Genomic DNA, 15,883 nt, shown 5'->3' with positions numbered 1-15,883 from the left:
GTGATTTACTATGATGATAAAGAATTTGAAACAGAATCTAAGTTTGAAGTTTATCTACTTAAGAAATATCTTACTAAGAAATATAATAATGAAGATGCTATAGCACTTCTTGAGAAGAATAGAAATAATCTAGATGAAGTTGCAAATTTATTAGGGAAAAAGGATATAGCATTTTTCTGTGAATACTATTTATCAGATATTTTTATTGTTAAAGATACCAATGAAGCTAGACAACTTTCATCATCACATTATGAGATGTGGGAATTAGCTAACGATACTTTTATAGGTGATAAATATGATAAAGTTAATATTATTTGTCCTCGTGGATTTGCGAAAACAACTATATTTGATTTAGCGATTTCTGTATGGTTAATCTGCTATAAAAAATCTAAGTTCACTTTACTAGGAGCTAAAAAAGATGATGATGCTATTCAGTTTGTAGATTCAATAAAGAAGGTTTTTAAAGAAAATATAAAGATAATTGATAATTTCGGATTACTTATTAATAATAGAAAATTTAAAGTAAATGCTAATGAGATTGAATTTACTAATGGTGTATATATAAGGGCTATCGGTTCTGCTTCATCCGTTAGAGGTGCTAACTGGAAGGGTATTAGACCAACAGTAGTAATAGCAGACGATTATCAAGACGAGAAAGATATACTAACAGACGATGCTAGAGAAAAGAAATATAATAGATGGACTAAAGAAATTGAACAGGTTGGAGATAAGGCAGTATATAGAAAAGGTGAAAAAATAAAATCAGCGACAAAAATAATTTCTATTGGAACTGTATTACATATAGACTGTCTAATGAGTAGATTGAGTAGAAATAAAGATTATTTTACTATGCTAAAAAGAGCAATAATTATAAATGATGATAAAACTGTAGATGATATTTTTGAAAGTGATTTATGGTTGAATTGTAAAAAACTTTACTTTAATGATAAAGATGAAAACTCAAAAGAAACAGCCAAACAATTTTATATAAACCATAAAGTAAAGATGAAGTTTCCTGTGTTATGGGAAGAAAAATGGGATTGTTTTAATGATTTAGCTATTCCTTATTGGGAAAATAGAATGTCCTTCATGAGTGAGTTAATGAATGATGCAAGTTCAATAGGTGAGAAGTGGTTTAAATCTGTTAGAGAAGAAAGTGAAGATTATTTTAAAGATATTTTTTATAACAAGACTATGCTTTGTGTTGACCCTGCTTCAACAACTAAGAAAAAATCAGACTACACGGCAATGGTGATAGGATCTACTTCTAGTACTGGATTTAATTATATTAGAGATATTGTTATGCAGAAATTTGAATTTAATCAATATTGTAAAAAAGTAGTTGAATTATTAGAAAATCACGAAGATATAACACATATTTACATTGAGAAGAATACTTTTCAAGGAGCAGATGTAACCAAAATAAAAGAGTTGATATCTGAAAATCCTAAATTAAGAAATAGAAGATTTGAATGGATTAATGAAATGCAACGTAAAAATAAGGATGAAAAAATATCTACTATAGTTGACCAAGTAAATAATGGACAGATAATATTTAATAAAGATTGTGAAGATAGTAAAGATGCAATTAAACAAATATTAGATTTTCAGGGGCAACAGTATAGTGTTCATGATGATTTTGTAGATGTAGTAGCCGAATGTGTTAATAGATTAAAAGAAATAAAAACAATTAGTAAGATAACTTTATTACATAGAAGTTGTCTTTTTTAATGCGAAAAATAGGAGGTGAAGTAAATGTTATATAATAAAGAAATTGCTGAAAAGATGTACAAGAAATATAAAGATAATCAAAATACATATCAGAAAATGTATAACTATAAAATAGGAAAAACTGATATTGTAAATGGTTATATTAAGACAGATAGAAGTAATAGAGTATTACAAGACAACTATATTAAAACATTTATTGCTGAAGAAGTTAGTTTTATGGTGGGGATGCCAATAACTTATAGTAGTAAAAGTGGTAATAATGAAATGATAAAAGAGATAAATAATAATGTTTATAATGAAATACTAGATACTGAACTAGCTGATACCATGCTAACTTTTTCTGAAGCTTATGAACTATATTATATAGAAGGTGCAAATGAAGAAAGAGAATTTAAGATTAGTACATATACCCCTTTAAATTCTATAGCTTATAAAAATCAAGATAATGAAGCGGAGATGTTTATGTATTTCTACTATAAAGATTTAGATGATACATTATATATGGATGTTATAGATGATGAATATATATATCATTTTAATGAAGATTTTAAAGAGGTAGAAGAACCAAAAGAACACTATTTTAAAAAATGTCCAGTAGGAATTTCAATTTTACCCAATAGTATATCAGATACTTTATATCATAATATTAAATCTTTACAAGACAATTATGAGTTACTTATGAGTGATTGGAGTAACGAAATAGGTGATACTAGATTAGCTTATTTAAAAATGATAGGTACAGATATAGAGGATGAAGATGCTAGAAAGATGAAAGAAATGGGTATATTACAAGTTCCAGAAAAAGGTGATGTAGGATTTTTAGTAAAGAATATATCTAGTGATTTTTATAATACATATAGAAATATTATTAAGGAAGATATTTATAGAGTTGCCCAACACATAGATAATCAGACCCAAATTCAATCCAATACTTCTGGTACTATGTTAGCCACAAGAATGAACTGTTTAAGAATAAAGATAACGACTCAAAATCAGTGTTTAATTAATTGTATAAGAACTAGATTGAAGTTTCTATTTAAGTATCTTAATATTGCAAATGGTGCTAATTATAACTATAAAGATGTTCTTATAATGCCACAATTAAACTTGCCTAGTAATGATGTAGAAACTGCTCAGATAGTAAGCCAATTAAATGGTAAATTATCCATTCAAACTGGATTAGAAAGGCTATCAAACGTTACTAATGGTAGAGAAGAATTAATAAGGAAGCTTGAAGAAGATGTATTAATAGCAGAGTATCAGAAGAAAATTAATGATATCTTGATGAGTGGTGACGTAGATTTAGATAATATTGAAGGTGAAGATGATGAAGCTATCTAAAGATCAACAATTTTATGTGGATTTAACTGAGGAATTTAATCAAGAATTATATAAAGTGTGTGACGCTAAAATTAGTAAAATTCTAAGCATCCATAAAAAAGATAGAGATAAATTATTAGGCGAGATAGGCAAAATATTATTAAATAATAACATAGAAGATAATAGCTTAAATTTAAGCAGCACTGATAAATTAAAACTTAATAAGAAGCTAGATGATATTATAAATGATATTTTCAAATCACAAACAAAAGATGAAATATCTAAGGCTAAGGATGTATTAACTACAATAGGATTAGATAAATATTATTCTAATTCCTATACATTATCTTTAGGACTTGATTTTAAACTTAAAAAAGTCACTGACAAAACACTCATTGGGATTATTGAAAAGACCATTGAGGGTAAAAATTACAGTGATAGGATTTGGGATAATAAAAATCAAGTTGCTAAAGCTCTAAGAGTAGAAGTTAAAAAGTTTCTAAATGGTGAAATAAATCTAAATGAGATTGAGAAGGTAATTAAAACAAGATTTAATTCTAATGCCAAAGTTACTAAAAGATTAGTACAGAATGAAACAGCTAGAGTTATGAATCAAGTTAACGAAGAATTTCAAGCGGAACATAATATTGAATATGTTATGTGGTCAGCTACACTAGATGATAAGACCGAGGACTATGATGCATCACTAGATGGTAAGGTTTTTAGAACTGATGATGATAGTAGACCTATACCAATTGATGATACTCACATCGGGTGTAGGTGTTGTTATATTAGTTTACCAAATGAAAATTATAGACCTTCAAAACGATTAGATAATAAAACAAAAGAGAAGATAGATTATAAAACTTATAAGGGATGGAAAGAAGAACAAGACCTTTAAAGGGTCTATTTTTATGTAGAAAAATATTTTATGAACTAGGTAGGATATAAATACTACTTAGGGCGAAAGGAGATTTTAAAATGAAGAAAAATGAATTATTAAAATTAATAGAGAATTTAGAGGATGAAGCAGAAGTGCTTGATACTATAAAAGAACATGAAGAAATAAAGTCTTTAGCTAAGGACTTTGATGTTAATGGAATAGCATTAGAGGACTTTACAAAACTCTTGCAAGAGAATAAAGAAATAAAAGGTTACTGGACTAGTGAAAAAGATAGAGCAGTATCTAAGGGGGTTAATACTTTTAAAGAAAATAACCTTCAAAAGCTGATTGATGAAGCTATAAAGTCTAAATCAAATGAAGGTAAAACTCCAGAGCAGATAGCACTTGAAGAAATACAAGCCAAATATGAAGCTATGGAAAAACAAATGAAAATGAAAGACTTAGAATCTAAGTATAAAGATACTTTAAGTGAAAAAGGTTTAGATACTAGATTAATGAAATTTATCTTATCTGAAAACGAAGAAGATATTACTAAAAATATAGAGTTCTTTACTGACATAATATCTAGTAATACTAATTTGAAGGTAAATGAAAGATTGAATGAATCTAGTTATAAGCCTAAGAATAATAAGGATTTAAACATAAAAACTATGACTAAAGATGAATTATTAAAGATGGGATTTATTGAACAACAGAAATTTGCAAATGAAAATCCTGAAGAATATGAAGAAATAATGAAGTAGGCAATTAGGAGTGTTGAAATGATATATACACAATTAATTGTCTTTCCTTATGTCTTTTTAAAAGTTTGAATTAGACGTTAAAGAAAAATAACTACTATAAAATTAAAAAGGTAGGTAATTGTAATATGGCAAATACATTAATTAATAACAAAGTATTAGGTGAAGTAATAGGAGCATCACTTCCAAATAAATTAAAATTCGCTCCTTTAGCTAAAGTAGATACAACTCTACAAGGACAAGCAGGGGATACTATAACCGTTGAAAAATATGGATATATTGGTGAAGCAGTTAAGGTAGCTGAAGGTGGACAAATTCCAACTTCAGATTTAACAATGACTTCTCAAGACGTAAAAGTTGTAAAAGCAGGTAATGGATTTACATTAACTGATGAAGAAGTTGGAAGAAGAGGACAGGAAGTTGTAAATGAAGGAAAGTCTCAACTAGAAAAATCTATACTTGATGGAATTGATAGTGATTGTTATACAGCTTTAAAAACAGCTAGTTTAACTAAAACATGTGTTGCTCAATTAACTTATGATGACATTGTAGACGGTGTAGGCTTATTCGGTGAAGAAGATGATGAAGCAAAAGTATTATTTATAGCACCAGACCAAAAGACTGCTATGTTAAAAGACCCAATGTTTATAAGAGCAAGTGAAATGGGAGACAAAGTAGTTATGACAGGTGTTATCGGTGAAATAGCAGGATGTCAAATCGTTGTATCAGGAAAAGTTAAAAAGGTAACTAATAAATTTACTAATGTAATTGTGAAAGCAGGAGCATTAGGAATTAAATTAAAGAAGGCTACAAACATTGAAGAAGACAGAGATGCAGGTCATGCAAAATCAACTTGGTATGGAACTCATCATTATGTAGCATATCTTGCTGATGCAACTAAGTGTGTAAAAATAGTAACAACTGAAGCTTAATACATAATTAGTAAAGGTAGGGGAATAATCTCCTCTACCCTATCTTTTAAAAAGAGAGGAGAATGATAATAATGTATACTGATTTAGAATTAGAAACAATAGCAATAAATTCTATTAAAAATTACTTGAATGTTGTAGGTAAAGAAAAATGGACAGATGATTATATTAAATCTAATTATGTTATGGCAATTAAAGTAATAATAGATAACTATAAAAATATGATTGAAGTTAATAATGGAATATCTAATATTAGCTCTATTTCTCAAGGAGGACAATCTATTAGTTTTAATAGTAACTCCAATTCTTTTATAAGTGAAGAAGTAAGATTATTACTTCCTAGACCTTTTATTAGGCTTTATTAGTAGAGGTGAATGATATGATATTTTTTAAAAATAAAACTATAGAAACCACTACTAAAACTAAAGAGAAAAATAAAATAGGGAAACTAGTAGAAGGTTATAAAAAAGATGGAAATAGTTATAGAGTAAATATACAACCGATGGATATTAAAGCTATTAAATATACATTTGGTGAAGATATAATAGCAGATTTTCAGATGTATTGTGATGAACTTTTAAATGTTAAGGATATTATTGTTATGGATAATAAAACTTATTCTATAGATAAAGCTATTCCTTGGAATACATATAATCTATATGCGATTAAATCTGTAGACGTGGAGGTGATATCATGAAGAAAGTAAACAATTTAAAAAAAGTGATGGATAAATATAAAGATGCAGTAAAAGAAGCATCTGAGGAAATCTCTATTACTGAGTTAGCTAATATTCAAGCGAATACACCAGTAAAAACAGGAGATTTAAAAAAAAGTATAGGAACTTCTGTAGAGGGAGATGGATCTAAAACTGAAATTGTTTGGGGTTCTGATTTAATATATGCTCCAAAAGTTGAGTTTGAAAATACCTCTTATTTACGAGATACCTTAAGAGAAAACCATGACCAAGTTGTAGAAATCCTTAAAAAGCACTTAAAAGAAATAGAGTAGGAGGTGCTTAAATGGTAGACTTAGAAGTTGTACAAGAGAATATAATTAATCTAATTAACTATGAAAATTTATTTTTAGATGAATTACCGAGTGATTTTGATTTTGTTAACAATATAGGTATAGTTGCAAAGATAGGTGACTCTATCCAAGATAATACTTATCGAAATGATTTAACATTAGAATTAAGATTAGTGGGTAATAAAAATAAAAAAATAGATATGCAAAGATTGGCAATGGAATTAGAACAAAAATTAAATAAAACATATTTTTTAAGTTGTAGAATTATAAAACAAAATGCTTTTTATTCTAGTTATATAGATGAAGATAAGCAAAATATAGTTCTACAATTTTATATTTTAAAATATTAGAAAGGACGTGTTGAAATGAGTGATATTAAAGATATGAATATCTTGGTTGATAGTGCAGTTCTGTATTACGGAACATTTGACTTAACTACTGGACTAGATACAGTAATGACCACTATAAAGGATAAAGAATTAGGTCTTGCTAAAGGTTCTTTAAAATTTGAAGCCAAACCCGAGATTAGAGATATTGAACATTGTGGAGCTTTGGAAAGAAAGATAGCAGGTTTACAAAGAGTTATGAAATGGGATGTAAAAGCAGAAGCAGAAATACTTGATTTTAATAAAACTGTATTAGAAGCTAGTTTAATAAAGAAGGTTGAAAATACATCTACCAAGTTTGATGTATATGAACCATCTGATACAATAGATGTTGCTGATTATAAAGACTTGTTGATAGTAGGTCAAAAACATGGAAGTTCTGACCCAATTATTATACATATTTTGAATTCCTACAATGCAGAAGGTATTGGGTTTGAAACCAAAGACAATGATGAAGCTAGTACTGCTATGACATTTAACGGATGTTATAAGTTTAATAGCAACGAAAAACCATTTAGAGTTTATATGCCTAAAGCAGTAATTTAAGGGATAGAGTAAAATCTATCTCTTTATTTGTATTGATGATTTAATTTAGTCTTCTATTTTTGAAGACTAGAAGATTAATAGAATTATTAAAAGTTAGAAAGGAAGTTAGTAAAAATGATAAATGAAAATAATGAATTAATAATAACAACAACTGAAGCAATGATGGTGTTAAGAGTAATAAATAAATTAAATATGAAAAATGAATTAGTAAAGGTTATTGGAGAATTTACTAAGATACAACAAGAATCTGAACAACAATATAGAAAGTTAAGAGAATTAATTTTAGAAGATTGTGGTGGAAAAGATGAATATATTATTTTAAGTGATGATGATAAAGAAATAATAAGTAATAAAATATTACTTAAAGATAATGGAATACAAGAAAAATTAGTTGCACTAGAAGAAAAACAAAATAGTTTAGGAACAGATATTTTATATGAGTTTGTAAGTAAATTGCCAAGTGCAGAAAAAGAGGTATATAAAGCATTAGCAACTATATTTAATAAAAGTGTAAAAGAAGTTGAAACACAAGAGTTAGATAAAACTATTTATATGATTAAAGAAATTGTTAAATGTAAAAGTATTATAAGTTTTTTCAAATAAGCAATCAGCTTGAAGATATAAGCATTAATTTAGATTATATTCTTCTTAAAACTGGTTGCTTAAGTTATATAGAAAAAATGGATCTAAACGATTCTATATATATTATCACGAATGTCATAGAAGGATTTATAGAAGATAGGACATATATGAGATATTGCTTTGATAATATATTATTGCAATTTACTGGAAAAACAATGTCTTATATAGATTATAAATCTGAAATTGGTGGAATACCGAAAACTAATAATATAGAGATATCACAAGTAGAAAAAGAAAAAATAAGAAATAGTGCATTAGAGACTTTATCTAGTTTAGCTTTAGTTAATTAGATAATCTCTCTTTTTTATTTTAATAAAAAGGGAGGTGAGAAAAATGAGTGATGTATTTGATTTGCAAGGTAGTATTAAACTCAATTCCAGAGAAGTATTAGATGGATTATCAAAGGTGGACAAACAGGTTGATGCAACTGGAAACTCCATGGAAAAACTTGAAGGCAAAAGTGGAAAAGTCGGAAAAGTTATGGGTGGATTAGGTAAGAGTATAGCAGGTGCATTATCTATTAATGTTGTTAAAAACTTTGCTATGGATTGTGTAAAAGGACTAGATGATATCTACCGTTCTAATGCTAAGTTAGAAGCCATTTTTAAATCCACTGGAAAAGCAACTCAGTCACAGATAGAGGAACTGAAGGAATATGCAACTACATTAGAAGGCGTAGGAGTTGTAGACGATGATGTAACTAAAACGGGTATGGCACAACTAGCGACTTTTAACTTAACTAGTGATTCAATTAAAACTTTATCTTCTTCCATGCTAGACCTAATTGTGAACCAAAAAGGTGTAAATGCTACGCAAGAGGATGCAATGGGAATCGCAAATCTCGTGGGTAAAGTAATGACTGGAAACACTAGTGCTTTAAGCAGATATGGTATTACTTTAAGTGAAGCACAAGAAAAAGTTTTAAAAATGGGAACGGAACAAGAAAGAGCTGCAATGTTGGCTGAAGTTTTAGGGCAAAACTTAGGTGGTGTAAATGAAGCTATTGCTAATACACCTGAAGGTAAATATAAACAAATGCAAATGTCGTTGGACGGTATGAAAGATACTTTAGGTGAAGCTTTATTACCAATGATTTTAAAGGTTGTTGAAGCAATTACTGCAATGGCACAATGGTTTGGTAATTTAAGTCCAACCATGCAAAAAGTAATATTGGTCGGTGGATTAGTAGTTGCATTTTTACCAGGGTTAATAGCTATGCTAAGTGGATTAGCTACCGTTGCAGGTGCTTGTGGAATATCATTTACAGCCATGGCACTTCCTATATTAGCTATTATAGCAGTTATAGGAGCGGTTATAGCAGTAGGGGTTTTATTGTATCAAAATTGGGATACCATTAAAGAAAAGGCATCTCAACTAGGTAACTGGATAGGTGAAAAATGGAATAACATTAAAGAGAAAACCTCAGAGACTTGGAATAACATGAAAGAAACTACCTCTCAGGCTTGGAGTGCGATGCAAAATAAAATTGAAGAACATGGCGGTGGGATTAAAGGTGTTGTAGGTCTTGTAGGAGAAGGCATGAAGAAGTCTTGGGGAATGGCTTTCGATGCCATGGATAATGCAACAGGTGGAAAATTATCGGATATGGCAAATAAAGTTAGTGAAGGGTTAAATAAAGTTAAAGATTTCTTTAGTAATTTAAGATTGTCAGAGATAAAGATACCACATATAAAGTTACCGCATATAGGAGTAACAGGTGAGTTTAGCTTAAAACCTCCTAGAATACCTAAATTTAATGTAGATTGGTACTCTAGCGGTGCGATATTTAATAAGAAAACAATATTACCTAATGGACTTGGATTTGGAGATGCCAATAAAGGACAAGGAAATAATCCAGAAGCAGTAATACCTGTAGATAATTTAAGGGATATGATTAAAGACTTATTGCAAGTGACTGTTATTATTAACGTGGATGGTAGAGAATTTACAAGAACTGTAGTAGCTCCACATCAAGAAGAACTTGATAAATATAATACAAGAAATCCAAGATTAGCATATTAGAGGGGAGGTATATAAATGAATATAGCAAGTGATATATATAGTGTAGATACACCAACTCATGATTTTAGGTTTAATAGAAACTATGCAACCGACTTTAATTTATTAGTTGGCGAATACCCATCCATACCTTCTTTGAATGAAGAAGTTGAAGAGGTGTTAATACCAGGTACAGGTAAGATATTAACTACTAAAAAAAATGAATATATAGATAGACAAATAAAGTTTAAATTGAAAATGATAGATATTGAGTATTTTTGGGAAGAGATAGATGCTATTAAACTATGGTTAAGTGATATAAAAGACAATAGGTTATATTATGATAGAGAAGATAGATATTTTGAAGTGAAAAGAACTATCCTAGGAGATATATTTAAAGAGTTAAAAATGTATGGGGAGTTTGAAATTACTTTTATAGTAAAGCCATTCATGGTTGGTATGACAAATTTAAAAACATTTTTAGAAAATAATTTTGTTGTAAAAAATCGAGGCACTGTTGAAGTGAATCCTATTATAACTTTATACGGTAATGGAAATTTTCAATTAACAATTAATGATGAAACATTAACTATTAATAATGTAGTTAATCAAGTAAACATTAATTCTCATTTGATGCTTTGTACCAATGCTGACGGTAGTAATAAATTAATGGATATGTTAGGTAATTTTCCAACTTTAAAAGTAGGAAATAGCAATATAACTGTATCTGAAAATGTAGTAAACACAACTATAAAATTTGATAACTTATACAGGTAGAGAAATTATCTCTACCTTATTTTTATTTAAAAGAAGAGAGGAAGAGATAAAGTGAGATATATATTAGAAAATGAATTTAAATATAATTGGATGGATGCAGAAAGATGTTCTTTTAGTCCATATGACACAACATTTATATTAGAAAAAAGAGTTAAAAAAGATGGTGAACTATTAGAAAATGTAGGTAATTATATAGAAGTTCCCTTGCAAATTAGAAAAGTAGATGAAAATGGAATATCTAAACGGATAGAGGGTGTAGAAGTAGAATTTATCAATAGATGGTTATTTGGACATTCAAGCGACCGAGATTTAGAATTTCAAAAAAGGATCTATAAAGGGTTATTTAGAAAAGGTTATAGGTGGAAAGAAAATGCTTCTAATGGTGAACTAGATGTTATTTTTACAATGGTCGATAATGCTTTTGCTTATAGTCGTTGTGATAGTAAAAAGATACGAGATAGTAGAATTGTAAAAATTGATAATAAAAGTAATGCAATTGATTCTATAGAAACTGAACTTTGTATTAATCTAATAGATAGTAATACCAGTAGTGTAACTATAGAAAATCTAACCAATAGAAATAAAATGATTTTAACTAACTTAGAAAGTAAGGAATGTTTATATATAAATGGTCAAAATAAATATATTGTAAGTAAGATAGATAGAAATAGAAACATATATCCCAGATTTCAAGGGCAATATATTAAATTAAATAAAGGTGTAAATGAAATAAAAATAACTACAAACGGATTAAATGAAATTGAAATTATACATCAACCAATTTTTATAAATGAAAGCGAGGTGCTACAATGTCCAGAAATATCTTAATAAGTATATTTAATAAAAATACTCCTAAGAGTAAAGTTCTATCTTCCAATGGACTAGCTATTTTGGATAATATCTGTGTAGATTGCACAACAGAAGAAGATTTAAGTGGTAACTATACTTTAGATGCTACATTCCTCATTGATGATAATGGATTATATAAACATATTACCGAAGAAGCAATATTAAAAGTAAGAATGGATTATGGGGACGAAATATTTAGAATTGCAAAGGTAAATCCTAATAGAAGAGATATAAACGTATTTGCTCGTCAAATAACCATTGCAGATTCTTTAGACATATTCCTAGATGATGTAAGACCTACTAATATAAATGGACAAGGTGCTATATCTTATATGCTTCAAAATTCTAATGAGTATAAAACTAATAAACAATATGCTAGAGATTTAGAGGTATTTTCAGATATTTCTACTTATAATACTGCTTATTATCAAAATATGAATTTATATAAAGCTCTTCATGATACCGACCAATCCTTTGAAAATAGATGGGGAAAGTGTGAAGTACAGAGAAGAGGATATAGAATTAATATAAATAAAAAAATTGGAACTAATAGAGGATTCCAAGTTAGAAGTAGAAAGAACTTGGTAGGTTTTGAATATGAAACTAATATAGATTCCGTATTCTCACGGATTAAACCAAAGGGATTTAATGGAATTACTATAAGTGGATATGTAGATAGTTCTCTTATTAGTAATTATCCTAAAATCAAAACTATTGAAATTAAGTACGAAGATGTAAAAGTTAAAGATGCAAATACTTCTAGTACTGATGAAGGAATGATATTTGATACTTTGGCATTAGCACAAGCAGAATTAATTAGAAGGGCAACATTAGAGTTTACCGAAAAACATATTGATGAATTACAGGCTAGTTATAGGGTAAGTTTTGTGCAACTAGAAAAGACAGAAGAATATAAAGACTATGCAATACTAGAAAGATGCTATCTTGGTGATACAGTAGCAGTTATAGAAGATAAATTAAATATTAATATAAATGTTAGAGCCATTAAAAAGAAATATGATGTATTAAGACAGATGGTAAATGAAATAGAACTAAGTAATTCTAATTTAATTAATAAGGGCGTAAGTATAGCAAGTATTATTAAAGAACTAGAGAGGATACCTGACGGTGATGAAATATTACAACAAGCTAAAGAATCAGCTAGTGCTTTAATTAAAGCAGGATTGAAAGATAGTTATGTAATAGTCAGACCAAATGAAATTTTAGTAATGGATACTAAGGATGTCAATACTGCTACTAAAGTATGGAGATTTAATGTAAAGGGATTGGGGTATAGTTCTACTGGATATAATGGTACATTTGGAACTGCTATAACTATGGATGGGGCTATAGTAGCAGATTTTATTACAACAGGAGTATTAAATGCCAATCTCATAAAAACAGGTGTACTTTCTAGTATAGATGGTAGTGTATCTATAAACTTATCCAATGGAGCTTTTAGCATAGGTGGAAGAAGTGGAGATGTTGCTACTCATACTGGAAGTTATTCTGAGTGGAAGAATAATGATGGCTCTATAACTAGATGTGATGCAAGTGGATTTTATAATAAGGTAGGAACTTCTAAAAGAGAATACCATCATTTAAGTTATAATACCACAGTCTTATTTCCATCTTATAGTGGAAGTGGTACTGGTTATTCTACAAAGTGGGTTACTTTACCTAGCGAATTTAGAGGTAAAGATATTAATGCAACTGTTAGTATAAGTGAAGCTATGGCGAATGATGTACCGAGTGGATTAGGGGTTATTGGCTCTATGGGGACATATGTACAACAAATAGATAAAGTCGCAGGAAGAGTACTTATATATGGTTTTATGAGTGGCTATGATGTAATTAATAAAAACTGGCACAACTTAAATCACAAGTTAATTGTTAAATTAACAGTTATAGCATAAGAGAGGAGGTTTTTATATGGAAAGTGAAATCATTAAAATGGTAGTTTCCTACGGAATATTTGCAGTTCTATTCGTTTATTTATTCTTTTATATGTTAAAGGATAGCAAGGTTAGAGAAGCAAAATACCAGGAGATTATTACATCACTTACGGACAAGTTCGGAGTAGTAGAAGATATAAAAAAGGACGTAGAAGATATTAAAAATAAAATGGTTTAATACATAATTCAAAAAGGTGATAAGTAATTGATCTTACTTGTTACCTTTTTTATTTTAGGTGATTACATAGTTAGTAAGAATATGGAAGGAGTGATATAATGAAAAAAGATAAAGACAAGGAATTAATAGATAAGTTAAAGAAAATACTTGATGTAAGTAAAAAGGTATTAAAATAGATTAAATATAAATGATATAATAAAAAATATAGGATTAGAAAAGAGGAACATATAATATGAAGAAAGTAGTTGCGTATTGTAGAGTAAGTACAGATAAATTAGACCAAGTTAATAGTTATGAAAATCAGAAAGAATCATTTAAAAAACAATTAAGTAAAGAAAATGGTTATAATCTTATTGAGATTTTTGCAGATAAAGGATTAACAGGTACAAACTTTAGTAAGAGAGAAGAATTTAATAGAATGTTATTCATGGCAGGTGTTGACATTGATAAGGTTAATAATACATATGTTTATACTGCTAATAGATATAGAAAGAGTAAGTTTAATTATATATATGTAACAAATACAAGTAGATTTGCTAGAAACATAGAAGTAATAAGCATAATAAGAGAATTAAAAAAGAATGGAGTATTTGTAATTTTTAATGATATTAACAAGTCTACAGAAAACCCAGAAGATGAAATGATATTGAATATATTATTTACTATGGACGAACAAGAAAGTAGAGATAAGTCTTCCAAAGGTATAAATGGTCACAGAAGAAGTGCAATTAACAACGATAGAATATCTACCAATGGCAGATTGTATGGTTATAAATACATAAAATCAGAAAATAGATTGGAAATTATAGAAGAAGAAGCCGAAGTAGTAAGGTTAATATATAAGTTATGCAGTGATGGTCTAGGACAAAGGAAGATTATAAATGAATTAAATTCTAGGGGTATAAAGACTAGGAACGGAGTAAATTTTGGAGTAACACAAATAAATAATATTCTTAGAAATATTAAGTATTGTGGAATAAGTGATAGATTAAAATATGTTGCACCTAGGCTATTTTCTACTAGCAAAATAAAGAGAAACAGTGAAGAAAATATAATATATAAAGAAACAGATAGAATACCATCAATAATAACTAAAGAAATATATGATAAAGTTCAAGAAGTTAAAAAAGAAAGATTAGTATTAACAAGGGATGGAAAAGTACCTAGGCATAAAGGTGATAATATATACAATGGTAAAATAAAATGTGATTGTTGCGGAGCAAATTACAGTAGGAATATAGATAGAGGAAGAGTATTTTATAATTGTAGTAAGAAGAAAGCCAAAGGAGTTAATGAGTGTAACAATAAAAATCTATCTGATGCAAAATTGAATGAGAAAATAGATGAACGTTTGAAAAATTTCTACTTATATATATGTAGAGAATTTAAATCTATAGAAGAAATACTTGAAATTAAAATTAAAGAATATGAAGAGTTAATAAAAAATCAAAATTTACTTTCTATAATATATAGTAAAAATGAAGACATAAAAAATCTAAAAAGTAAAAAGAATAGATTATTAGATTTATATTTGGATGGAGGTTTGAATAAGAAGGACTTTGTTGAAAAGCAAGAATTTATAGATAATCAAATAACTGAAATTGAAAAAGAAATTAATGATTTAGATAATGGTGTAAGTGAAAACTCTAATATTAAAAATGAATTAGTAAATATAAAAAGAGAACTTGAAAGACAAATTAAAACTACAAAAGAAATAAGTAAAGAAGATTTTATAGATATTATAGATACAATTCATGTTAACCAAGAAGAAGTAATGATAGTAACCAATTTAGAAAATATGATTCAAGATGTTAAAACATTTTTAAATGAATAAATTATTTGTAAATGAATAGAAAATAATTTATGTGTAAAGACTTAAAAATATTTTATTATTATTTTTTA

At 28.1% G+C, this 15,883-nt stretch carries 18 protein-coding genes; all 18 read left to right on the top strand.

Features of this window, described 5'->3' with window-relative positions:
• The 18 genes from ABDZ93_RS04590 (at position 1) to ABDZ93_RS04505 (ending at position 15,815) form a co-directional block, all read left to right on the top strand.
• Positions 1 to 1,731 (top strand): phage terminase large subunit family protein, encoded by a 1,731-nt coding sequence (locus ABDZ93_RS04590; protein WP_343824047.1) that lies wholly within the window; start codon positions 1 to 3, stop codon positions 1,729 to 1,731.
• Positions 1,732 to 1,755: 24 nt separating this feature from the next.
• A complete protein-coding gene (locus ABDZ93_RS04585; protein ID WP_343824046.1) occupies positions 1,756 to 3,072 on the top strand; it encodes a phage portal protein in 1,317 nt (438 codons plus the stop codon).
• Complete coding sequence (locus ABDZ93_RS04580; protein WP_343824044.1) at positions 3,059 to 3,952, top strand: minor capsid protein; 894 nt, start codon at positions 3,059 to 3,061, stop codon at positions 3,950 to 3,952. Before ABDZ93_RS04585 ends, ABDZ93_RS04580 begins: the two co-directional genes overlap by 14 nt.
• 80 nt (positions 3,953 to 4,032) lie before the next feature.
• Complete coding sequence (locus ABDZ93_RS04575; protein WP_343824042.1) at positions 4,033 to 4,698, top strand: capsid assembly scaffolding protein Gp46 family protein; 666 nt, start codon at positions 4,033 to 4,035, stop codon at positions 4,696 to 4,698.
• Positions 4,699 to 4,823: 125 nt separating this feature from the next.
• Positions 4,824 to 5,627, top strand: a complete 804-nt coding sequence (locus ABDZ93_RS04570) for a N4-gp56 family major capsid protein (protein ID WP_343824040.1) — start codon at positions 4,824 to 4,826, stop codon at positions 5,625 to 5,627.
• Positions 5,628 to 5,698: 71 nt separating this feature from the next.
• Positions 5,699 to 5,989 carry a hypothetical protein gene (locus ABDZ93_RS04565; protein ID WP_343824038.1) on the top strand — a complete coding sequence of 97 codons (291 nt, stop codon included), beginning with the start codon at positions 5,699 to 5,701 and terminating at the stop codon, positions 5,987 to 5,989.
• A gap of 14 nt (positions 5,990 to 6,003) precedes the next feature.
• Entirely contained in the window at positions 6,004 to 6,321 is a 318-nt protein-coding gene (locus ABDZ93_RS04560; RefSeq protein ID WP_343824036.1) for a hypothetical protein, read from the top strand.
• Positions 6,318 to 6,632: an HK97 gp10 family phage protein gene (locus ABDZ93_RS04555; RefSeq protein ID WP_343824034.1), complete on the top strand. Its 315-nt coding sequence runs from the start codon at positions 6,318 to 6,320 to the stop codon at positions 6,630 to 6,632. Before ABDZ93_RS04560 ends, ABDZ93_RS04555 begins: the two co-directional genes overlap by 4 nt.
• Positions 6,633 to 6,643: 11 nt before the next feature.
• Positions 6,644 to 7,000: a hypothetical protein gene (locus ABDZ93_RS04550; protein ID WP_343824032.1), complete on the top strand. Its 357-nt coding sequence runs from the start codon at positions 6,644 to 6,646 to the stop codon at positions 6,998 to 7,000.
• A 15-nt stretch (positions 7,001 to 7,015) separates the two neighbouring features.
• Positions 7,016 to 7,582, top strand: a complete 567-nt coding sequence (locus tag ABDZ93_RS04545; protein WP_343824030.1) for a hypothetical protein — start codon at positions 7,016 to 7,018, stop codon at positions 7,580 to 7,582.
• Positions 7,583 to 7,696: 114 nt separating this feature from the next.
• On the top strand, positions 7,697 to 8,185 hold the full coding sequence (locus ABDZ93_RS04540; protein ID WP_343824028.1) for a hypothetical protein: 489 nt from the start codon (positions 7,697 to 7,699) through the stop codon (positions 8,183 to 8,185).
• A 77-nt stretch (positions 8,186 to 8,262) separates the two neighbouring features.
• On the top strand, positions 8,263 to 8,514 hold the full coding sequence (locus tag ABDZ93_RS04535) for a hypothetical protein (RefSeq protein WP_343824026.1): 252 nt from the start codon (positions 8,263 to 8,265) through the stop codon (positions 8,512 to 8,514).
• 43 nt (positions 8,515 to 8,557) lie between these two features.
• A complete protein-coding gene (locus ABDZ93_RS04530; protein WP_343824024.1) occupies positions 8,558 to 10,246 on the top strand; it encodes a phage tail tape measure protein in 1,689 nt (562 codons plus the stop codon).
• 15 nt (positions 10,247 to 10,261) lie between these two features.
• On the top strand, positions 10,262 to 10,999 hold the full coding sequence (locus ABDZ93_RS04525) for a hypothetical protein (RefSeq protein ID WP_343824022.1): 738 nt from the start codon (positions 10,262 to 10,264) through the stop codon (positions 10,997 to 10,999).
• Positions 11,000 to 11,050: 51 nt separating this feature from the next.
• On the top strand, positions 11,051 to 11,827 hold the full coding sequence (locus ABDZ93_RS04520) for a hypothetical protein (RefSeq protein WP_343824020.1): 777 nt from the start codon (positions 11,051 to 11,053) through the stop codon (positions 11,825 to 11,827).
• Positions 11,809 to 13,764: a phage tail spike protein gene (locus ABDZ93_RS04515; protein WP_343824018.1), complete on the top strand. Its 1,956-nt coding sequence runs from the start codon at positions 11,809 to 11,811 to the stop codon at positions 13,762 to 13,764. Before ABDZ93_RS04520 ends, ABDZ93_RS04515 begins: the two co-directional genes overlap by 19 nt.
• 16 nt (positions 13,765 to 13,780) lie before the next feature.
• The gene (locus tag ABDZ93_RS04510; protein WP_343824016.1) at positions 13,781 to 13,981 is read left to right on the top strand and encodes a BhlA/UviB family holin-like peptide; all 201 of its coding nucleotides are present in this window, start codon (positions 13,781 to 13,783) and stop codon (positions 13,979 to 13,981) included.
• 232 nt (positions 13,982 to 14,213) lie between these two features.
• A complete protein-coding gene (locus ABDZ93_RS04505; RefSeq protein ID WP_343824014.1) occupies positions 14,214 to 15,815 on the top strand; it encodes a recombinase family protein in 1,602 nt (533 codons plus the stop codon).
• The last annotated feature ends 68 nt before the right edge of the window (positions 15,816 to 15,883 follow it).

It is taken from the genome of Clostridium subterminale (assembly GCF_039521425.1).
In the GTDB taxonomy this organism is placed as follows: Bacteria; Bacillota; Clostridia; order Clostridiales; family Clostridiaceae; genus Clostridium_J; species Clostridium_J subterminale.
Note: the sequence above shows the minus strand (reverse complement) of the source record. Positions and strands in the feature narration are given on the sequence as shown.